This is a genomic window from Synechococcus sp. CB0205 (assembly GCF_000179255.1).
GTDB lineage: Bacteria > Cyanobacteriota > Cyanobacteriia > PCC-6307 > Cyanobiaceae > Vulcanococcus.
The window spans coordinates 80,200-99,104 of the sequence record NZ_ADXM01000022.1 but is presented as its reverse complement, the minus strand read 5'-3'; the positions used below and the strand labels follow the sequence as shown (position 1 = coordinate 99,104).

General features: G+C 65.9%; 21 protein-coding genes. 9 read left to right on the top strand and 12 right to left on the bottom strand.

What is annotated here, in order from left to right:
* Positions 1-3 precede the first annotated feature (3 nt).
* Positions 4-477, bottom strand: coding sequence for a hypothetical protein (locus CB0205_RS0103640; protein WP_010314447.1), 474 nt, complete (start codon positions 475-477; stop codon positions 4-6).
* Between the two features lie 60 nt (positions 478-537).
* Between CB0205_RS0103640 and pyrE the strand changes: the two genes are divergently transcribed.
* Both pyrE and CB0205_RS0103630 read left to right on the top strand, forming a co-directional pair.
* On the top strand, positions 538-1,122 hold the full coding sequence (gene pyrE, locus CB0205_RS0103635; RefSeq protein ID WP_010314443.1) for an orotate phosphoribosyltransferase: 585 nt from the start codon (positions 538-540) through the stop codon (positions 1,120-1,122).
* Positions 1,119-1,979, top strand: coding sequence for a folate-binding protein YgfZ (locus CB0205_RS0103630; protein WP_010314441.1), 861 nt, complete (start codon positions 1,119-1,121; stop codon positions 1,977-1,979). The genes pyrE and CB0205_RS0103630 overlap by 4 nt, the downstream gene beginning before the upstream one ends.
* Here CB0205_RS0103630 and CB0205_RS0103625 read toward each other — a convergent pair.
* Entirely contained in the window at positions 1,970-3,421 is a 1,452-nt protein-coding gene (locus CB0205_RS0103625) for a TM0106 family RecB-like putative nuclease (protein WP_010314439.1), read from the bottom strand. The genes CB0205_RS0103630 and CB0205_RS0103625 overlap by 10 nt on opposite strands.
* Positions 3,422-3,484: 63 nt before the next feature.
* On the opposite strand from CB0205_RS0103625, the gene CB0205_RS0103620 reads away from it, so the two are divergent.
* Complete coding sequence (locus CB0205_RS0103620) at positions 3,485-4,951, top strand: phosphomannomutase (protein ID WP_010314437.1); 1,467 nt, start codon at positions 3,485-3,487, stop codon at positions 4,949-4,951.
* Positions 4,951-5,553, top strand: a complete 603-nt coding sequence (rdgB, locus tag CB0205_RS0103615) for an RdgB/HAM1 family non-canonical purine NTP pyrophosphatase (protein WP_010314434.1) — start codon at positions 4,951-4,953, stop codon at positions 5,551-5,553. The genes CB0205_RS0103620 and rdgB overlap by 1 nt, the downstream gene beginning before the upstream one ends.
* Here rdgB and CB0205_RS0103610 read toward each other — a convergent pair.
* The 5 genes from CB0205_RS0103610 to fabI all read right to left on the bottom strand — a co-directional run bounded on the left by CB0205_RS0103610 (position 5,538) and on the right by fabI (position 9,539).
* Positions 5,538-6,239 (bottom strand): SIMPL domain-containing protein, encoded by a 702-nt coding sequence (locus CB0205_RS0103610; protein WP_010314432.1) that lies wholly within the window; start codon positions 6,237-6,239, stop codon positions 5,538-5,540. The genes rdgB and CB0205_RS0103610 overlap by 16 nt on opposite strands.
* A gap of 93 nt (positions 6,240-6,332) precedes the next feature.
* Positions 6,333-6,629, bottom strand: coding sequence for a YciI family protein (locus tag CB0205_RS0103605; RefSeq protein ID WP_010314429.1), 297 nt, complete (start codon positions 6,627-6,629; stop codon positions 6,333-6,335).
* On the bottom strand, positions 6,629-8,071 hold the full coding sequence (locus CB0205_RS0103600) for a carotenoid oxygenase family protein (protein WP_010314427.1): 1,443 nt from the start codon (positions 8,069-8,071) through the stop codon (positions 6,629-6,631). The genes CB0205_RS0103605 and CB0205_RS0103600 overlap by 1 nt, the downstream gene beginning before the upstream one ends.
* 55 nt (positions 8,072-8,126) lie before the next feature.
* Positions 8,127-8,735, bottom strand: a complete 609-nt coding sequence (hisB, locus tag CB0205_RS0103595) for an imidazoleglycerol-phosphate dehydratase HisB (protein WP_010314425.1) — start codon at positions 8,733-8,735, stop codon at positions 8,127-8,129.
* Positions 8,736-8,759: 24 nt separating this feature from the next.
* Complete coding sequence (gene fabI / locus CB0205_RS0103590; protein WP_010314422.1) at positions 8,760-9,539, bottom strand: enoyl-ACP reductase FabI; 780 nt, start codon at positions 9,537-9,539, stop codon at positions 8,760-8,762.
* Positions 9,540-9,618: 79 nt separating this feature from the next.
* Between fabI and CB0205_RS0103585 the strand changes: the two genes are divergently transcribed.
* Together CB0205_RS0103585 and CB0205_RS0103580 are read left to right on the top strand one after the other, a co-directional pair.
* Complete coding sequence (locus CB0205_RS0103585) at positions 9,619-10,551, top strand: FAD-binding domain-containing protein (protein ID WP_369791651.1); 933 nt, start codon at positions 9,619-9,621, stop codon at positions 10,549-10,551.
* On the top strand, positions 10,548-11,018 hold the full coding sequence (locus CB0205_RS0103580; protein ID WP_010314418.1) for a hypothetical protein: 471 nt from the start codon (positions 10,548-10,550) through the stop codon (positions 11,016-11,018). Before CB0205_RS0103585 ends, CB0205_RS0103580 begins: the two co-directional genes overlap by 4 nt.
* Here the strand turns inward: CB0205_RS0103580 and CB0205_RS0103575 are convergent.
* Positions 11,015-11,500, bottom strand: coding sequence for a hypothetical protein (locus CB0205_RS0103575; RefSeq protein ID WP_010314416.1), 486 nt, complete (start codon positions 11,498-11,500; stop codon positions 11,015-11,017). The two genes, CB0205_RS0103580 and CB0205_RS0103575, sit on opposite strands and share 4 nt — an antisense overlap.
* A 42-nt stretch (positions 11,501-11,542) precedes the next feature.
* Here CB0205_RS0103575 and CB0205_RS0103570 point away from each other — a divergent pair, with 42 nt between their 5' ends.
* Both CB0205_RS0103570 and CB0205_RS0103565 read left to right on the top strand, forming a co-directional pair.
* Positions 11,543-12,100: a thioredoxin family protein gene (locus tag CB0205_RS0103570; RefSeq protein WP_010314415.1), complete on the top strand. Its 558-nt coding sequence runs from the start codon at positions 11,543-11,545 to the stop codon at positions 12,098-12,100.
* A 38-nt stretch (positions 12,101-12,138) separates the two neighbouring features.
* Positions 12,139-13,344 carry a DegT/DnrJ/EryC1/StrS aminotransferase family protein gene (locus CB0205_RS0103565; RefSeq protein ID WP_010314413.1) on the top strand — a complete coding sequence of 402 codons (1,206 nt, stop codon included), beginning with the start codon at positions 12,139-12,141 and terminating at the stop codon, positions 13,342-13,344.
* Here the strand turns inward: CB0205_RS0103565 and CB0205_RS0103560 are convergent.
* Genes CB0205_RS0103560 through folK form a run of 3 tightly spaced genes read right to left on the bottom strand, consistent with a single transcriptional unit; the run spans position 13,341 to position 15,939 of the window.
* Positions 13,341-14,780 carry an FAD-binding domain-containing protein gene (locus CB0205_RS0103560; RefSeq protein ID WP_010314410.1) on the bottom strand — a complete coding sequence of 480 codons (1,440 nt, stop codon included), beginning with the start codon at positions 14,778-14,780 and terminating at the stop codon, positions 13,341-13,343. The two genes, CB0205_RS0103565 and CB0205_RS0103560, sit on opposite strands and share 4 nt — an antisense overlap.
* Positions 14,780-15,340: an NUDIX hydrolase gene (locus tag CB0205_RS0103555; protein WP_010314408.1), complete on the bottom strand. Its 561-nt coding sequence runs from the start codon at positions 15,338-15,340 to the stop codon at positions 14,780-14,782. Before CB0205_RS0103555 ends, CB0205_RS0103560 begins: the two co-directional genes overlap by 1 nt.
* A 44-nt stretch (positions 15,341-15,384) precedes the next feature.
* Positions 15,385-15,939, bottom strand: a complete 555-nt coding sequence (gene folK, locus CB0205_RS14220; RefSeq protein WP_010314407.1) for a 2-amino-4-hydroxy-6-hydroxymethyldihydropteridine diphosphokinase — start codon at positions 15,937-15,939, stop codon at positions 15,385-15,387.
* On the opposite strand from folK, the gene bchD reads away from it, so the two are divergent.
* Positions 15,938-18,013, top strand: coding sequence for a magnesium chelatase ATPase subunit D (gene bchD / locus CB0205_RS0103545; RefSeq protein WP_010314405.1), 2,076 nt, complete (start codon positions 15,938-15,940; stop codon positions 18,011-18,013). The two genes, folK and bchD, sit on opposite strands and share 2 nt — an antisense overlap.
* On the opposite strand, the gene CB0205_RS0103540 is transcribed toward bchD, so the two are convergent.
* Complete coding sequence (locus CB0205_RS0103540) at positions 18,014-18,901, bottom strand: MlaD family protein (protein ID WP_010314402.1); 888 nt, start codon at positions 18,899-18,901, stop codon at positions 18,014-18,016.
* Positions 18,902-18,905 lie beyond the last annotated feature (4 nt).

The window sequence follows — 18,905 nt, the reverse complement described above, 5'->3', positions numbered from 1 at the left end:
GGTTTACCACAGGCCGCGCACGGGAGCAGAGAGGTTGCTGCAGCCGCCCTGGGGCAACCCCTGGCAGAAGCCATTGGAGACATCGGCCGTGCGCCAAGGCAGCGGGGTGCTCTGCTGATCCAGCAGCACTTGATAGGTGTTCTCGACCGCCGAACCGTCCCAGACGATCGTCTGATCGGGGAAACCCAGACCCATCACCCGGTTGCCCTCGCGGCCGCCCATGGCAATGCCGAGAACATCGGTGATCTGATTCAAGACGCTGACCCCGCGGGCATAGGGGGCGGTGTAGCTGAAGAAGCGCTGCTCCATCAGCTCAGCCGTGGTCGTCACCGGCCCGCAGCGACTCACCTCCACCAAGGGAGAACCATCGAGGGGCGCCTCGATGCTGGTGCGGCAGACAACGGGGCCGGCTGAAGCAGCCGGGATCAGCGATCCCGCCGCAGCGGCAGCAATGGCGAGTGCGCGGAGCAGCTGCATCCCTTGGGGCTCTGGGCTCTAGGCGCAAACTAGACAGACCGAGAGCTCGACGCCAGCGGAGTGACTACCACCGTTTCCCTGCCTTCCACCAGCACCGAACAGCGGCAACTGCTGCTGGAACTGCTGGCCACGCGGGCCTACCGCCACGGCAACTTCACCCTGGCCTCCGGTCGCACCAGCAATCACTACGTCAACTGCAAGCCCGTCAGCCTCAGCGGATTAGGCCTCGCGCTGCTGTCGGCCCAAATGCTGGAACTGGTGGAGCCCGGCGCTGTGGCCGTCGCGGGCCTCACCCTCGGCGCCGACCCCCTGGTCAGCGGCGTGGCCCAAGCCGCAGCCTTGGCTGGTCAAGCCCTGGATGCCCTGATCGTCCGCAAGGAAGCCAAAGGCCATGGCACCGGTGCCTGGCTGGAAGGGCCCCTGCCGGAAGCGGGCAGCCGGATCACCGTGCTCGAGGACGTGGTCACCACTGGTGGCTCCTCCCTCAAAGCGGTGAAGCAGTTGCGCGAAGCGGGGTATGTCGTCGAGCGCGTCGTGACGATCGTTGATCGCCAGGAAGGCGGTCTCGCTGCCATGCAGGAGGCCGGTCTGGAACTGCGCAGCCTGTTCCAGCTGGATGAAGTCGCAGCCGCACACCAGGCATGAGCGCAGCCAGCCGCTGGGGCACTCCCGTCAGCTTGATCCGCCTGGAGGGCAGCGACACCCGCCGCTTTCTCCACGGCCAGAGCAGTCAAGCGATTGAACTGGCCAAAGCCGGAGACTGCCTGCCGACCTGCCTGATCAGTCCCACGGCCCGAATGCGCGGCCTGGCGCTGGTCTGCGTCGATGACGCAGGCGCTGACCTGATCGTCATCGCAGGAAATGGTGAGGCCATCCGGGCCGACCTGGATCGCGTGCTCTTCCCCGCCGACAACGTGCGGCTGGGTGCGATTGAGCCGGCCACCCTCTGGCAGTGGCAGGGCGACGCCCAAACCGAAGACAGCGTGCTGCTGCGTCCCGGCGTCGACCTCGGCAGCGGTCCAAATGCTGCCGTTGTCTTGCAGCGATCTGACGAGGAGCTGCCGCCATGGCTCGCTGACCTTCCGGAATGGTCCGGCGAGCAGGTGGAAGCCAACCGCCTCCGCCATGGCCTGCCCGCCGAACCGAGCGAACTCAACGACGACACCAATCCATTTGAACTCGGACTGGCCCAGTGGGTGAGCCTGAACAAGGGTTGCTACGTGGGCCAGGAGACCCTGGCGAAACTCGCCACCTACGACGGGGTCAAGCAACAGCTGCGCTACTGGGAGAGCAGCGAAGCCCTCGAGCCCGGCACAACCCTGAGCAGCGCCGGCGGCGAGCGGGCTGGAGTGGTGACCTCCTCTCAGGGCGGCCGGGGGCTGGCGCTGATCCGCCGCTCTCAGCTCGAAGCCAGCACCCTGCACGCAGGCGGCACCGAGGTGACCATCAGCACACCCCTGGCCTTTATCGCGCCTCCAATCAGCGCTGGCGGTCAGGGCTGATCGAGAAGCCAACGGGCGACTACCCAGGTCGCCAGGGCATCGTCGTGGTTGTAGCGGAAGATCCGGCGCAGGTTCTGGCGAGAACCACGGCCATCGGTGCCGGCTCCCCCCAGGCGCCAGCGCCGCCACCAGAGCAGGGCCCGAGCGCCATCGACACCCTGCTGGCTCCAACGGAAGCCAAGCCAACTGGCCACTGCCTTCAGCCCGTAGCTGTTGGTGGGCATCCACCAGTGCTGGCGCACGCGCTGATGAACATCCAGCATCCGGGCCCGTAGGGCCTTGAGCTCCCGCTCGCGCACGCCCAGGCGTTGGCCCATCTTGACCAGGGCCAAGACCTCCGTTTCGCCGAAGTGCAAGACCGGCCAATCGGGATAGGCCTCGAGCAAACGCATCAGGCGCTGCCAGAGCCGCTCTTCGCCGTGCTCCAGCAGGGCCAGAACCGGGTGATAAGGCGCAGCGGAGGCCTGGGTCAGATCCGGCCAACTGCCATCGGGATTGCGCGGCAGCCGCACAAAGCCATGCAGGAAATCGTCACGGGCATCGGGATCCGATTCGATGTCGTAAATGAGCACCCCAGGTGCCTTCGCCAACTCCGGCAGGGCCGCCAGAGGGTCGCGCCGCAACGGTTCGCCCCTGGCCTGCACCTGGGCTTGGGTGACCAGCTGCGGCGCAATCTCGGCGTGCTGCTCGCCATAGGTCATCAGGCGATCCGCCAGGTCGCCTGGATCGGCCTCAGCCAGGGCACCGAGACGATCGATCCCCAGCTCCATCAACATGTCGCGCCGCTTGGCGCCGATCCCACTGACTTCGCTGAGGTGTCCCTCCTCCGCGGCCACTTGGTCACAGCTGGCCTTCCAACTGCAGAGCACGCACTTCTTGCGATCGGCCACCAAGGGAGGCGGCGTGGGCCGTCGCAGATCCTCGGCCAGGCGCTCCAGCGCTTCATCCAGCTGTCGCGGCAGGCTGCCAGCCAAGGGGACGGTCTCCTGCTGCAACCCCCGGCCTGATCCCGAGAGCACCAAGGCGGTTCGAACCGGTGCCTGTTGCACCTCCGCCAGCAACCGCCCCCAGAGGGCCAGGACGTAGCGGTGCTCACGCGTCGTCCGCCGTCCCGGCCGAAACAACACCGGCCGATAGCTGTGAGGCCCCCAACGGCTTTCGCCTTTGACCCTCTGGAGCAGGGGCGGGTGGGCCTCGACGCCTTCACCCTTCAGGCGCAGGCCCACCACCGCCGGAACTCCGGCCTGGGCTGCCGCCTCCCCGTGGCCGGGGCGCTCAGGGAACAAGGTCGCGAAACTGCGGCGCTGCTCATCGAGCTGCAGTTCGCGGTGGGACGTCCAGAGCCGCTGGTCGCTATCGCCATGGCAATCCAGCCAGGCGCGGCGCTTGCAGCGCAACCAACTGCGCAAGAGCCGGTCGTTGAGCAGGATCTGAGCTGGCACCCCCTGACGCTAGGTGGCCGCCGCAGGCTGCTAGCACGTGGAAGTCGCCCCTGCCCTGCTCCGATGGCTTCAACGCCCCTGCCTCTGGAGGCCAGCCCCATTGCCTTCGGCACCGACGGTTGGCGCGGCATCCTCGGCGTGGACATCACGGTCGAGAGGCTCCTGCCGGTTGCTGCCGCGTCCGCCCGGGAACTGGAGGCCTCAGCACCCGCCGGACTGAACAGCCGCGAGATTGTGGTCGGCTACGACCGCCGCTTCCTCGCACCGGAACTGGCTGAAGCGATCTGCAGCGCGGTGCGCGGCGCCGATTTGGTGCCGGTGTTGGCGGAAGCACCCATCCCCACTCCGGCCGCCAGCTGGGCCGTGGTGGAACGCCAGGCCCTCGGTGCATTGGTGATCACCGCCAGCCACAACCCCCCGGAATGGCTGGGCCTGAAGATCAAAGGCCCCTTCGGTGGATCAGTGGAAGGCGACTTCACCAAGCGGGTGGAGCAGCGGCTGCAGGCAGGCGGCATCTCCGTGCCGATCCAAGGCGAGACCCTGCGTTTTGACGCCATGGGGACCTACCTCGCGGGCCTCAAAGCCAAGGTGGACACCGCAGCTCTAAGCGCCGGACTCGAGCGCCTAGGCCTGCAGGTGATCGTCGATCCAATGCACGGCTCCGCGGCCGGTGGACTGAGCCGCCTGCTCGCAGGTGCAGCGAAAAGCGATCACCTGTGCGAAATCCGCTCCAACCGCGACCCCCTCTTTGGCGGCAACCCGCCCGAACCCCTGGCCCCCTACCTGCAGCAACTGATCGCAGAGGTGCGGGCCTCGACCCTGGCTGGTCGGCCGGCCGTCGGCATCGTCTTTGACGGGGATGGCGATCGCATTGCGGCGGTGGATGAACAAGGACGCTTCTGCAGCACCCAGCTGCTGATGCCCCTGTTCATTGATCACCTGGCCCGGGCCAAGGGTCTGAGCGGTTCGGTGGTGAAAACCGTGAGCGGCTCCGATCTGATGCAACTGGTGGCCGAAGACCTGGGCCAGCCGGTGCTCGAGAAGGCCGTGGGCTTCAAATACATCGCCGCTGAAATGCTCAGCAGTGACGTGCTGGTGGGCGGCGAGGAATCAGGCGGTGTTGGCTTCGGAAGCCACCTGCCGGAGCGCGATGCCCTCTACGCCGCGCTGCTCTTGATTGAGGCGTTGGTGGAGGGGGGAGAGCCCTTGGGCGTACGAGTCAGTGCGTTGCAGGAGCGCTGCGGCGGTGCCGCGGCCTACGACCGCCTGGACCTACGCCTCAAGGACATGGCCACCCGGCAGCGGCTGGAGGACTTCCTCGCCAGCACCCCGCCAAAGGAGGTCGCCGGATCCCCTGTTCAAGAGGTGATCACCACCGACGGCGTAAAACTGCGCCTCGGTCCCAGCCACTGGTTGATGCTGCGCTTCTCCGGCACCGAGCCCCTACTGCGGCTCTATTGCGAAGCCCCGAGCGAAGCGCGTGTGGCTGAAGTGCTCTCCTGGGCGCGCCAACTGGCTGAAGGAATCTGATGACCACCCTGGTGATCGCCAGCGGCAACGCCGGCAAGGTGCGTGAGTTCGCTCAACTCCTGAAGGACCTGGGCCTCGACACCCAACCCCAGCCCGAGGGCATTGAGGTAGAGGAAACCGGCGACACCTTTGCGGCGAACGCCCGCCTCAAGGCCGAGGCGGTGGCACAAGCCACAGGGCAGTGGGCCCTGGCCGACGATTCCGGCCTCAGCGTCGATGCCCTCGGCGGCGTCCCCGGCGTGCACTCAGCCCGCTACGCCGCCACCGATGCAGCGCGCATTGAACGGCTCCTACAGGAGCTGAATGACGCGGGCGCCCTCGACCCGGCGGCCCGTTCCGCACGCTTCACCGCCGCCTTGGCGCTCGCTGACCCCAGTGGTCGTGTGGTCCTTGAAGTGGAAGGTCACTGCCCAGGCCAAATCCTGATGGCATGCCGAGGCGATGGCGGCTTTGGCTACGACCCCGTCTTCTATGTGCCGGAAGTACAGCTCAGCTTTGCGGAGATGCCCAAAGCGCTCAAGGCCGACGTGGGGCATCGGGGCCGCGCCTTCTCAGCCCTAAAACCCCAACTGCAGGCCCTGCTGGCTCAAGAGAGGCAGTAATCCAACGCCAGGCTCACCGAGTTGCGAGGAGCCGGGGCTTCCTCTGGGTTGAAGCTGGCCGAGAGGGCGCGGTTGTAGGGCATCGGCCTTGGCCCATAGCCGCCACGCTGATTAATCCGCAGCAACTGAACCCTGCGCAGCCCAAGGGCATCGGCCGTGGCCTGGGCCTGGCGCTTGCCGTCGGCCAAGGCCTGGCGCATCAACTGAGCCTGCACTGTTTCCGCACTACCGCTCGCCGCCAGCGACGTGAAGCCACGCAGGCTCACCCCAGGCAAGGTGCCTGCTGCCTTGATCAGGGCGTCGTAGTTGCCCTTACTGACCTCTCCCGAGACACTGGTGCTGGCCCGCTGCCGCCGAGGCCCAGCGCTGCCGCCACCAATGGCATAGGTGCGCGGTGCAGGAATCGTCATCGGCCCGCTCACCAGTGGGGTCAAGGCTGTGCGCAACCGCTCAAGTCGGGAACTGATCTGCTCCATCGCCTCGGCCTTTGTTCCTGCCTCGGCATCAAGGCCGAGGTTGAAGCGAAAACGGTCAAAGGCGGTGGTGCCGCTTTGGCTGACCTGCAGTTGATAGAGGGTGCCGCCGCAGCGATCACCACCCCCTGCCTGGGCGGGTTGGATCAGCGCCAGAGGGGAGAGGGCAGGAATCAGGCAGAAGCCCAGGGCGGCGGATCGAAGGCTGAACATGGCTCAGGGGGCTGATCACTCCTGTCTACGGGCAATCCACGAGGCAGCAACAACCGGATCAAGCCACACCTGCGACCAAATCCAACTGGCCGCTCAGATCACCCCCAGATCACCCACCGCAGGGCGCCATTGCTGCAGGGTCCACTCCACCCCGCCGCTGAGCACCATCGGGTCCTGCTGGATCAACGCTTCGGCTTCGCTGTAGTCCCCGGCCTGCAGCAACAACAGCCCACCGCCGCCAGGCCGACCCTCACCATCCACCAAGTAGCCACTGCTAAGCACCTGACCTTCGCCACGCAGCTGCTCGACCCAGCGGCGATGGGCCTCGAGATGGGGTTTCATCTCGACGTAGGGCCGCAGGAAGCGCTCGGTTTTGACAAACCAGGGCATCAGGCCTGGGCCCAACTCCCATGCAGGCCGTGGGGCACTGCGAGAGGGAGCTCCAGCACCGCCACCTGCGCCAAGCTGGCTGCATCCAGGATCACCAGATCACTGGCACAGCGGGCACCGTTCCAGACCAGGCAGAGCACCCAACCGTCGTCCTCAGCCGTGGCACCGGGGCGGGGCACCATCAGTGGCTCGCTGACAAAGCCACGGGGCGCCGCGCTCCAGACCCGGCCAGCTCCACTGCTGAGATCCAGCTTTTTGATCGCCTGCAGGGGGTCGTTGCCGCGCTCCCGCTCCGCCACGGCCATCCAGCTGTAGCGGGCCTCCAGGCCCTGCCGCTCGGGGTTGACCATCGCGAACTCGCAGGTGCGCGCTTCGAGCACCTCGGTGCTGACCGCACCGCTCTCGAGATGGATACGGCAGCGCACCAGCTGCCCCTCTGGAATCGACTCAAAGTCGACCTGGCGGAAGTCCACATCGGGACCGATCGAGGGGAAGTCGTCGTAGTAGATCGAATCCACCACCAACTCCTCGCCGTCTTCAAAGGCATTGAGGTGGTGGAAGACAAAGCCCTCGGGAGCAGGGATCTGCAGCGGCTTGCCCTCGCCGCTGCGGGGGATCAGCCAGAACTGGCCTTTCTCGCCAGGCTTTGAGCTGAGGCACTGGGCCGCGCCCTTCTGGCCGATGACAAAGCCCGTCGGATTAAAGGCAACGGCGTTCTGCAGGAAGACCGCCCAGTTCGGGGTGATCGCGAAGTCATGCAGGAAGGCAAAGCCCTTGAAGCTGTGGCGGCTATCGGCCAAGAGTGCTCCGGTGCTGGAGAACTCCATCAGCCGAATCGTGCTGCGGGGGCCGGCCTTCACGCCAAAGGTCACCATCCGAGGCTCGCCATGGTGACCTGGGTCAAAGCGGGGATGGGCACTGAAGGCCTCACCGGGCTTGAGCAAGCCATCCAGCCGGCTGAGGCCGCGGGTTTCCAGGGTCTCAGGGTCAAGCGCATGGGGTTCGGCGGCCTCCCACAGGGCCAACAGCTGATCTCCCAGCCGCACCACATGGGTGTTGGCGATGTTTTTCAGACGCAGGTCAAAGGCATTGGCGGCAATGCCTCCTGGCTTCTGGGTGCCAAAGACACCTCGGTAGAGGAATTTGTCCGCCTGCTCCTCGGCCTCAAAGCCTTCGGTGCGCACAAAGCGATTGCGCAGCTGGACCTGACCACCCTCAAACCGCAGGGCGGTGATCATGCCGTCCCCGTCAAAAGGGTGATGCACCCACTGACCACCCCGCTCCAACCGACCGGGACCATTCCGATACAAGGTGCCCTCGAGCTCAGCTGGAATCGCGCCCCGGGCTGCGGTCAGCGCGACGCCATCAAGCTCGACGCCAACATTGCGGAAGGCGCTGGCCCAATCGGAGCGGTCGTAGCCGAGAGCGGGGGCGACGGTCATGGGCAAAGACGCTGAGCGACGCCACCATCATCGCGTAACGGAGTGTTAAGCGGGCCTAGGCGCCCGCGCGCTCCAGCACGCCCTTGCTGCTGGGCACCGCTCCGGCGCGGCGCGGATCCACCTCGGTGGCCTGGCGCAGCGCCCTTGCAAACGCCTTGAAGCAGGCCTCAACGATGTGGTGTGAATTCACCCCATCCAGCTGCCGGATGTGCAGGGTGAGGCCGGAGTTATTCACCACGGCCACAAAGAACTCTTTAACCAGCTCGGTGTCGTAGCTGCCGATCTTCTGAGCGGGGAGCTGCAGGCCAAAGCTCAGGTGCGGGCGGCCGCTGCAATCGAGGGCCACCTGCACCAAGGCCTCATCCAGGGGCGCCACAAAGTGACCGAAGCGATGAATCCCGCGCCGGTCCCCCAGGGCCTGGGCCAGGGCCTGACCCACGGCGATCCCCACGTCCTCATTGGTGTGGTGATCGTCGATGTGGGTGTCACCCACGGCATTGATCTCCAGATCCACCAGCCCGTGGCTGCTGATCTGATGAAGCATGTGATCGAGGAAGGGCACGCCCGTGCTGGCGCTGCACTGGCCCGTGCCATCGAGGTTCAACTTGACGCGCACATCGGTTTCACCGGTGACGCGATGGATCTCGCCCGTGCGCATGGTCATGCCCTCCTCAGCTCAGTCTGCCGCTCACATGCCGGTGATGCAGTACCCGGCGTCGACATAGATGGTCTGGCCGGTGATGCCGGAGGCCAGGTTGCTGGCGAGGAAAGCCGCGGTCCCGCCCACTTCGTCCTGGGTGACGGTGCGGTGCAGGGGAGCCTTCTCTTCGACGTTGTGGATCATGTCGAGGATGCCGCCGATGGCCGAGCTGGCCAGGGTGCGGATCGGGCCGGCGCTGATGGCGTTCACGCGCACCTGCTTCTCGCCCAGCTCAGCGGCCAGGTAGCGCACTGAGGCTTCCAGGGCGGCCTTGGCCACGCCCATGACGTTGTAGTTGGGGATCGCGCGCTCAGCACCGAGGTAGCTGAGGGTGATCACACTGCCGCCTTCGCTGAAGAGCGGCTTGGCGTGCTTGCAGAGCGGTGCCAAGGAGTAGGCGCTCACCTCGAGGGCACGGGCAAAGCCCTCGGGAGAGATGTTCGAGTAGTCACCAATCAGCTCGTCCTTACCGGCGAAGGCCAGGCAGTGCACCAGGACATCGATCTGGCCCCACTGCTCCTTGACCTTGGCGAAGACCGCTTCGATCTGAGCGGGGTCCTGCACGTTCAGGGGCTCGAACAGGGTGGGGGCCAGGGGAGCGGTCAGCTCACGCACCTTCCCTTCAAAGCGCCCCTTGTCATCAGGCAGATAGGTGACCCCGAGCTCGGCGCCAGCGGCGTGCAGCTGCTGGGCGATGCCCCAGGCGATCGACTTGTTATTGGCGATGCCGGTGACCAGGGCCTTCTTACCGCGCAGATCGAGGAGCATGAAACGGGCGCTTGCGTTGCGGTGATTCTCACCCAGAAGGCGCCAGACGCCAGGATCACTGGACCCCAAGTCGCCATCGTTGGCCAGCCCCACCCCGCGCGGAGTGCCCCTGAACTGGGAGGAGCACCCCGGTGATCTCCCTCGTCAATTCAGCGACCGCAGCGCACTCGAGTGCACGCTGCAGCAGCTCTTCCCCGAAGCCAGTGGCAGCCTCAGCCCGATCCAGGGCGGACGCAGCCAGGCGGATGCTCTCCTGCGCAGAGTCCAACCCGAGCGCTACGCCAAGGCCCGCAACTTCCTCAGCGGCCCCGTCACCCGGCTCTCGCCCTACATCCGCCACGGGGCCATCAGCCTGGCGGAGGTGCGCGATGCCGTTTTCGCCCGCACCAAGCAGCGGCAGGCCAGCGAGAAACTGATCAATGAGCTGGGCTGGCGGGACTACTGGCAGCGGCTCTGGGAGCAACTGGGCGATGGGATCTGGAGCGACCAGGAACCGCTCAAGACCGGCCATCACCCCGGTGCCTATGCACCGGAGCTCCCCGCCGACATCACCGAAGGCCGCACGGGGCTGGCCTGCATGGATGGCTTCAGCCAGGAGCTGCAGCAGACAGGCTGGCTGCACAATCACGCCCGGATGTGGCTGGCGGCCTACGTCGTCCACTGGCGGCGCATCCGCTGGCAGGCGGGCGCCCAGTGGTTCCTGCGCCACCTGCTGGATGGGGACCCGGCTAGCAACAACCTCAGTTGGCAGTGGGTGGCCAGCAGCTTCAGCCACAAGCCCTACTTCTTCAACCGCTCCAACCTGGAGCGCTACAGCGATGGCCGCTACTGCCAGGACTGCAGCCTGAGCGCCAAGGGCTGTCCGTTTGAAGCCAGCTACGAGCAGCTCGAGCAGCAGCTGTTCCAGCAGCAAGCCGCGATCCGAGAGACGGGCGATCGCACAAGCCGCCGTCAGCGCCCCTCGAACTCCAAGGCCTCCGCCTTCAGCCGTCCCGCCAAGCCCAACCGATGAAGAACCCGATCCTTTGGCTACACGGGGACGCGCTGGGCCCCAGCAACCCTGCCCTGTTGTCCCACCCCGGTCAGCCAGCGGTATTCGTGTTTGACCGAGAACTGCTGAGGGGCAACAGTCCCACCACCGCCGATCCCCAGGGGGCGGCCGAGCCGGTCAGCCTCAAGCGCATCGGCTTCCTCTACGAGTGCCTGCTGGAGCTCCCCGTGACCCTGCGCCAGGGGGATGTGGCCAGCGAGGTGCTGCGCTTTGCCCAAGCCCATGGCGCCGATGGCATCGTCACCAGCTCCAGCGTGGATCCCCGCGTGGGGAGCATCTGCCGCACGCTCGAGCAATCCCTGCCGGTGGTACAGCTCGAACCCACGCCCTTCGTCGAGCTGGAGGAGGGATTGAATCTGGGGCGCTTTAGCCGCTACTGGCGGCAAGCCGAACGGGAGGTCTGGGCCGACTGGGCACCGCAGGCTTAAGAAGCTGCGTTCTCCTCTGGGGGACTGAGCAGGTCCCGCTCCTCGAGCATCGGGAAGGTTGGAGCCGAGACCTCAGCGGCGCTGCGGGGCGGAACCGTCCACTGCCAGCGGGCCTTGGGAGCGCGCTCACGGCAGAGCGCTTTCAGCTCCTGCCGGAGGGCCCGCTGCACGTCCTGGCGGTTGGCCGCTTCAAAAAACTCCTGACGGCTCGCCAGGCCCGTGCTGAAGGGCCTGCTGCCATTGCCGTTAAACAGTCGAGCCGGATCCACCAGCCAGCGGGGTTTGCACACGCCGGCCTCCCGGGTGTCGGTGGAGAGCCAGATGTGCAGCCCGTAGCCGTCGGGCTGATTCACCACCGCCAAGCCGTCATGGGGCTGGGCGCGCTGCAGGGGATAGATCGTCCAGGTGGCGCTGCGGTGAGCGGGCACACAACCCAGCAGAGCCAGGGCCAGGAGAGCCGCTGCGGGACGGGGCCAACCCAAGGCAGTTCAGGGCACAATCAGCCCCATTCTGGTGGCGTTGTCATGGTGCTCACCCCGTCTGAAATGTTGCCCCTGAGAACGCCCCTGCCGGCGTTCGCGCTGGAGCGGGCCGCAGGCGGCAGCTGGAGCACAGCATCGCTGGAAGCCCAACCGGTGTTGGTGCTGTTCATCTGCGCCCACTGCCCCTACGTGATCCACATCGAGCCAGAACTGGGGCGCCTGGAGCGCGACTACGGCCAGCAGCTGCAGATCGTGGCGATCTCCAGCAACAGCACCATCACCCACCCCCAGGACGGCCCCCAAGGCTTAAGCGCGCAGGCCCAACGACAAGGTTGGGGCTTCCCTTATCTCTTTGATGCCAGCCAAGCGATAGCCAAGGCCTTCCAGGCCGCCTGCACCCCCGATCTCTTTTTGTTCGACAGCCAGCACCAGCTCGTCTATCGCGGCCAGCTCGATGCCAGCCGCCCCGGCAACGACCAACCGCTCAATGGCGCCGACCTGAGGGCGGCCATCGACGCCCTATTGAGCGGTCAAGCGATCAGCCCCGAGCAAACGCCATCGATCGGCTGCAACATCAAGTGGCACCCGCAGGAGCCCTAGAAGGCCGAGAACCGAGTGGGGGCCTTAAGGTTCCCTTCATGCAGGTGCCCCCCTTCAGCCTCACGGAACAGCTGGCGCAGCTCGGACCTGAGCTGGATGCAGCGGTTTTGGAGGTCCTCCGTAGTGGTCAATACATCGGTGGCGGGGTCATCGCCGCGTTCGAGAAGGCCTTTGCCGAGAGCTTGCAGAGCCCCTTTGCCGTGGGCTGCAACAGCGGCACCGACGCCCTGATCCTGGCCTTGCGGGGCCTGGGCATCGGTCCGGGCGATGAGGTCATCACCGCCTCCTTCAGCTTTTTTGCCACCGCGGAAGCCATCAGCGCCGTGGGTGCCACACCGGTCTTCGTTGATGTCGAGGAGAGCTCCTACCTGATCGACCTGGAGCAGGTGGAAGCCGCAATCACCCCCGCCACGAAGGCTCTGATCCCAGTGCATCTGTTTGGCCGGCCAGTCGACATGGAGCGCGTTTGCTCCATCGCCGCAGGCCACAACCTCAAGGTGGTTGAGGACTGCGCCCAGGCCAGCGGCGCAAGCTGGGCTGGGGTCCCCGTGGGCAGCTGGGGCGATGTGGGCTGCTTCAGCTTCTTCCCCACCAAAAATCTCGGTGGTGCCGGGGACGGCGGCGCCGTGACCTGCAAAGACGAGGCGCTGGCCCAACGGATGCGGGAGCTGGCAGTGCACGGCATGCCCCGCCGCTACCTCCACAGCGAACTCGGCTACAACAGCCGCCTCGATGCGATCCAGGCCGCCGTTCTGGGCGTCAAGCTGCCCTACCTGAGCGACTGGGTCCAGAAGCGCACGGCCATCGCCCAGCGCTACCGCGCCGAACTCAGCGGCAGCAGCGGCTTCGCCTTGCCCGAGGCAGGTCCCTCCGGCCACAGCTGGAACCAGTTCGTCGTTCGTGTCCCCGCCTGCAGCCCCACGCCCGCCTGCGGTTCCACCTGCACCCCGTCCGCTGACAGCGCCAACTTTGGCCTCCCAGAAGCCTGCTGCCGCGACTGGCTGAAACAGCAGCTCCAGGAGGCCGGCGTCACAACGATCATCTACTACCCGATTCCAATCCACCGCCAGCCGGCTTATGCCCACCTGAACTACGGGCCCGGCTCGCTGCCCATCACCGAGCGCCTCTGCTCCGAAGTCCTCAGCCTTCCGATCTTCCCGGAACTCAGCACTGAGCAGCAGAGCCGAGTGATCGAGGTGCTGCAGCAGGTGACGGCCAAAACACCTGCATCGGTTGCGGCCTAGGCCTTCGGCAGCGAGGCATAGAGCGCCTTGAAATGGGCCTGCTGCTTCTTGTGACTCACGATTGGCGCGGGGTAGCCGCGGCGCTCCATCGGGGTGATCTCGCCACTCAACAAGTCTTTGGTGTTGACGTGACTGAGCTCCGGTAGCCAGCGGCGGATGTAATCACCCTCCGGATCAAACTTGCTGGCCTGGGTGGCTGGATTAAAGATCCGCAGGGGCTTGGGGTCCATCCCGCTGCTAGCACTCCACTGCCAACCGCCGTTGTTAGCTGCCAGATCGCCATCCACCAGGCGGGCCATGAAAGCGGTCTCGCCTAGGCGCCAATCGCAGATCAGGTCCTTCACTAAATAGGAGGCGACGATCATGCGGCAGCGGTTGTGCATCCAGCCGCTCTCATTGAGTTGGCGCATCGCCGCATCAATGATCGGCATGCCTGTCAGCCCATCGCACCAGGCCTGGTAGCGATCAGGGTCGTTCTCCCAGGGGAAAAGCTTCCACTGGGGCCGATACGGACCATCGGCGAGTTCCGGGAAGTGAAAAAGCGCCTGTTGATAGAACTCCCGCCAAGCCAGCTCCTGCTCCCAGACCTGAATCGACTCGCGCTGCTCATCACTACGCGCCAGGGCCTTGGCCTGCTGCGCCGCATCCCAGGCCTGACGCGGGCTGAGGGTCCCAAACTTCAGGGCCGCCGAGAGGCCCGACGTCCCTGCCTCGCCCGGCATGTTCCGGCCGGGCTCATAGGACAAGAGCGGACCGCCATCACAGAAGGCCTCCAGCTGCTGCTTGGCCGCGGCCTCTCCTGGACGGCAGGGACAGAGTTCTGCACCTAAGAAGGTTTTACCGAGGGACTCCAGGCTGGGGAGCTCGGCGAGAACTGGCAGCTCGCCGTCATAGGCCAGCAAGCCCTGGGGGGCAGATCTCGGGGCCAGCTCTCCGGCCTCAGCCCTCCGCTCTACCTGGCCGAACCAGTTGCGCTTAAACGGTCCGTACACCCTGTACGGATCTCCGCCGCCGGTCTTGAGAGCCTCTGGAGCCACCAGGAGCTGATCCCAGTCCACCAGGACCTTTTGGCCCTGGGCCTGCAGCGCCGCGGCCACCCGCCGATCACGCTCGCGTCCGTAGGGCTCAACATCACGGTTCCAGGCGACCACACCCGCTCCGATCGCCTTGGCCAACTGCGGCAAGACCTCAGCGGGATCCCCCTGGAGCAACAACAACTGACTGCCGGCCTTGCGCCAGCTGGCCTGGAGTTCCTTGAGGCTCTCGAGCAGAAACCAGACCCGCGCCGGAGCCATATCCGCCGCCGAGAGGATCGCCGGATCCAGCACGAACACCCCCGTGACCGCCAGGGTCGCTGCAGCGGCGGCCGCCAGACCCAGGTTGTCGACCAGACGCAGGTCACGGCGATGCCAGAACAGCCAACGCTCCGCTGCCATCAGATCCCCAGCACCTGCTTGGCGCGGAACCAGGCCGTCACGCTCTTGGCATCGAGGTACTCATCGCCGCTGGCGATCAGCTGATCGAGTGCCGCCGGCGTCATCAGGACCACCTCCAGGTCCTCATCGTCATCCCCTGGCGGACGCTCGCTCAGCTCCGTGAGATCACGGGCCAAGAAAAGGTGAATCACCTCATCGGAATAGCCCGGGCAGGGCAACAGCGCTCCGAGTTCGTCCCAACGGGTGGCCGAGTAGCCGGCTTCTTCTTGCAGTTCCCGCTGCATCGTGCTCAGCGGGGTCTCGCCTGGATCCAGGGTCCCGGCCGGGAACTCCAGCAACCGGGTCGCCACAGCAAAGCGGTATTGGCGCAGGACCACCACCCGGCCATCGGCAAGCACCGGCACCGCTAGGGACGCCCCCGGGTGCTTGACCATCCCAAAAGTCCCCTCGACGCCCATCGGCAACTGCATCCGATTGACCTCGAAGCGCAGCTTGCGCACATCCAGGCTGGCGGTGGTCTCAAGCTGGCGCGCGGGCTCGGGAGAGGGCAGTGGCGCCATGGAATCTGATCACCGATCGATGGCAATCAGCATGGCAGTTGCAACTACTCAAGCCATCCGGCCCTAGGCGCCAACCGCAACGGCGGCGGCTGTCCCGCCAAGACCTGCTGCAGTGGCAACTCGAAGCTGGAATCCAAAACGGCCAAGGGCGCCAAGACAAAGGCCCGTTCCACCCAACGGGGGTGGGGAAGCTGCAGCTCGGAGCCCTGGAGCTGCAACGTCCCCCACCAGAGCAAATCCAAATCCAACGTCCGGGGCCCCCAGCGCTCCTTGCGCAGGCGGCCGAATTGCGACTCCAGAGCCTGCAGCCGTCGCAACAGCTCCAACGCCGCCGCAGGAGTGGGCTCAGGTGGCTGATCCAAAACCACCACAGCATTGATGTAGTCCGGCTGATCCGGCGGGCCGCCCACGGGAGCCGTTCGAAAGAGCGGAGACCAGCGCAGCTCCGCTTCGCCCAAACAAACCTGAAGTTCAGGCCGCAGAGCGATCAGGGTCTCAATCGGACCGCCCACTGCGCTGGGCAAATTGGCCCCAAGCCCAATTGCCAGGCCCTGATCAGCGAGACTGGCGCCCACGACGAACTTCTCCGGCGTTTCCATGGTTGCAAGTGGTACAGCCGCTCGGGCCTTCCCCCTTGCCGCCATCACCGGCCACGGAACCCTGAAGCTGGCCCTGCTGTTGGCAGCCGTCGACCCCGGCCTGGGTGGGGTGGTGATCGCCGGCGGGCGCGGCACCGGCAAATCCGTTCTGGCGCGGGGTCTGCATGCCCTGCTGCCGCCGATCGACGTCCTCGATGTCGGCGGCCATGGCCTCAACACCGACCCCCAGGCACCGGAAGACTGGGATGCGCCGACGCGGGCGCGGCTGACGGAACTCGGGGCGGACCCCACAGGCGCCGACAAGCAAGCCCTACTGCCCACCAAGGTCATCCCGGCACCGTTTGTGCAGGTCCCACTGGGCATCACCGAAGACCGCCTGGTGGGCTCGGTCGATGTCACGGCATCCCTCGCCAGCGGTGAAGCGGTCTTTCAACCGGGCCTACTGGCCGAAGCGCACCGCGGCGTGCTCTACGTCGATGAGCTGAACCTGCTCGATGACAACGTCACCAACCTGCTGCTGGCCGCCATTGGCAGCGGTGAGAACCGGGTCGAGCGCGAAGGCCTGAGCCTCTCGCACCCCTGCCGCTGCCTACTGATCGCCACCTATAACCCCGAAGAGGGGGCCATCCGCGATCACCTGCTGGATCGCTTCGCCATTGCCCTCTCGGCCAACCAGGTCCTGGAGCTCGATCAACGGGTCGAGATCACCCGCAGTGCCATCGGCCACGCCGAATCCAGCGAATCCTTCCGCCAGCGCTGGCAAGAGGAAACCGACGCCCTCTCCACCCAGCTGCTGCTGGCGCGCCAATGGCTACCCGATGTCCAGATCACGCGGGAGCAAATCGCTTATCTGGTAAACGAAGCCCTGCGCGGCGGCGTGGAAGGCCACCGCAGCGAGCTCTATGCCGTGCGGGTTGCCCGCGCCCATGCCGCCCTCAGTGGACGAGACCGGGTGGAAGCGGAGGACCTACAGGTCGCCGTGCGCCTGGTGATCGCACCGCGGGCGATGCAACTGCCGCCCCAAGATCCCGACCAACAGATGGAGCCCCCTCCGCCGCCACCCCCGCCGCAGGGCGAGGACAACCAAGAGCAAGAGCCGGAGGAGCCCGAGGACAACGAGAACGAGAAAGAAGACGAGCAGGACGAAGAGGACACACCGGAAGATCAAGCTCCGCCTTCGATCCCCGAGGAGTTCATGCTCGATCCCGAGGCGATCGCGATCGATCCGGATCTGCTGCTCTTCAACGCCGGCAAGGCCAAGACCGGTGGCAGCGGCAGCCGAGCCGTGGTCTTCAGCGACTCCCGAGGCCGCTACGTCAAACCGATGCTGCCCCGTGGCCCGGTGAAGCGCATTGCCGTTGACGCCACGCTGCGGGCCGCAGCGCCCTACCAAAAAACCCGGCGTGAGCGGGAACCGCACCGCAAGGTTGTGGTGGAGGACGGGGACCTGCGGGCCAAGCAACTGCAGCGCAAGGCCGGTGCCCTGGTGATCTTCCTGGTGGATGCCAGTGGATCGATGGCCCTCAACCGGATGCAAAGCGCCAAGGGCGCCGTGATTCGCCTCCTGACCGAGGCCTACGAGAACCGCGACGAAGTGGCTTTGATTCCCTTCCGCGGCGAAGCCGCGGAAGTGCTGCTGCCACCGACCCGCTCAATCACCGCCGCACGGCGGCGCCTGGAGTCCATGCCCTGCGGCGGCGGCTCACCCCTGGCCCATGGCCTCTCCCAGGCCGCTCGGGTGGGTGCCAACGCCATGGCGACCGGGGAACTGGGCCAGGTCGTGGTTGTCGCCATCACCGATGGCCGGGGCAACGTTCCCCTCAGCCGCTCCCTCGGTCAGCCCCAGTTGGATGGGGAAGAGCCCGTAGATCTCAAGGAAGAGGTCAAGCAGGTGGCCAGCAAGTACCGCTCCCTTGGCATCAAGCTGCTGGTGATCGACACCGAGCGCAAGTTCATCGGCAGCGGCATGGGCAAGGACCTGGCCGACTCCGCCGGCGGCAAGTACGTCCAGCTACCCAAGGCCAGCGATCAAGCGATTGCCGCAATCGCGATGGAGGCCATCAGCGGGGTCTGATCAGCGTTTGGCTTCGGTCTTCTCGGGGTAGACCTCATCAAAGAAGGCCCCCAGGCCGATCGCCACGCTGCGCAGGCCATCCATGAAGCGCTTGTCGGAGGTGAGCTTGTTGATGTCACCTCCCACGCGATCCAGGGTCGCGGTGAGCTCCTGCAGGTTGGAGACGGTCCCCTTGAGCTCGCTCAGGGTCTTGGGGTTATCCAGAACCCGCACGAAGTTGAGGATATGGGCCGTGGAATCGTTGAGGTTGTTGATCGTGGGTTGGACGGAACGGACCGCGGTTCGTAGATCTCCGATCAAGACCTGACCGTCCTCCATGAATTCGGTGGCTTCCTTGGCCGTGGTTTCGATGCTGCTGATCGTGGTGGCGAGCTTGGGAATCAGCTTTTCCTTCTCCGCCTGATCCAGCAACTGCTGCAGCGTGGCCGTCACCTGGCTCAAGGTCGCCGCGCTCTTGCCCTGAATCACTGAGCCATTGCAGACCGTCAAAGCGCGGTTGCAGTTGATCGCTTTAGGCCCAGGGGTCCCCTTCGGCAGTGGTTTGATCGGCGCCGTGAGAGCCACCACCGCATCCCCGCCGAGCAGCGAAGCCGCCTCCACCCGTGCATCCAAGGGTTGAGGAAGCTGAAGGTTGGGTTGATTGATGTCGATCTGCACTTCCACAGCCGTGGCCGTGGCCGTGACTTGCTGAACATGACCGACGGTGACCCCGCGATAGGTCACAGCCGAGCGGGGCGCCAATCCAGCGGCATCAGCAAAGTTCGCCTGGAAGCGCCAGGTGCGATTGCTCACCGACACCCCTTTGAGCCAGAGCCAGAACAACCCAGCCGAGCTCACTGCCGCCAGCAGCGTGAAGCCAACGATCGCTTCTTTGACACTGCGGCGCATCGGG

Coding starts and splice junctions, on each gene's coding strand:
- hisB (WP_010314425.1), bottom strand. CDS start 8,735: ATGACCATGCGCACGGGCGAGATCCATCGCGTCACCGGTGAAACCGAT.
- fabI (WP_010314422.1), bottom strand. CDS start 9,539: ATGCTCCTCGATCTGCGCGGTAAGAAGGCCCTGGTCACCGGCATCGCC.
- bchD (WP_010314405.1), top strand. CDS start 15,938: ATGGTTGCAAGTGGTACAGCCGCTCGGGCCTTCCCCCTTGCCGCCATC.
- CB0205_RS0103630 (WP_010314441.1), top strand. CDS start 1,119: ATGAGCGCAGCCAGCCGCTGGGGCACTCCCGTCAGCTTGATCCGCCTG.
- CB0205_RS0103640 (WP_010314447.1), bottom strand. CDS start 477: ATGCAGCTGCTCCGCGCACTCGCCATTGCTGCCGCTGCGGCGGGATCG.
- folK (WP_010314407.1), bottom strand. CDS start 15,939: ATGGAAACGCCGGAGAAGTTCGTCGTGGGCGCCAGTCTCGCTGATCAG.
- CB0205_RS0103605 (WP_010314429.1), bottom strand. CDS start 6,629: ATGCCCTGGTTTGTCAAAACCGAGCGCTTCCTGCGGCCCTACGTCGAG.
- CB0205_RS0103565 (WP_010314413.1), top strand. CDS start 12,139: ATGCAGGTGCCCCCCTTCAGCCTCACGGAACAGCTGGCGCAGCTCGGA.
- rdgB (WP_010314434.1), top strand. CDS start 4,951: ATGACCACCCTGGTGATCGCCAGCGGCAACGCCGGCAAGGTGCGTGAG.
- CB0205_RS0103570 (WP_010314415.1), top strand. CDS start 11,543: ATGGTGCTCACCCCGTCTGAAATGTTGCCCCTGAGAACGCCCCTGCCG.
- CB0205_RS0103580 (WP_010314418.1), top strand. CDS start 10,548: ATGAAGAACCCGATCCTTTGGCTACACGGGGACGCGCTGGGCCCCAGC.
- CB0205_RS0103600 (WP_010314427.1), bottom strand. CDS start 8,071: ATGACCGTCGCCCCCGCTCTCGGCTACGACCGCTCCGATTGGGCCAGC.
- CB0205_RS0103560 (WP_010314410.1), bottom strand. CDS start 14,780: ATGGCAGCGGAGCGTTGGCTGTTCTGGCATCGCCGTGACCTGCGTCTG.
- CB0205_RS0103555 (WP_010314408.1), bottom strand. CDS start 15,340: ATGGCGCCACTGCCCTCTCCCGAGCCCGCGCGCCAGCTTGAGACCACC.
- CB0205_RS0103620 (WP_010314437.1), top strand. CDS start 3,485: ATGGCTTCAACGCCCCTGCCTCTGGAGGCCAGCCCCATTGCCTTCGGC.
- CB0205_RS0103540 (WP_010314402.1), bottom strand. CDS start 18,901: ATGCGCCGCAGTGTCAAAGAAGCGATCGTTGGCTTCACGCTGCTGGCG.
- CB0205_RS0103610 (WP_010314432.1), bottom strand. CDS start 6,239: ATGTTCAGCCTTCGATCCGCCGCCCTGGGCTTCTGCCTGATTCCTGCC.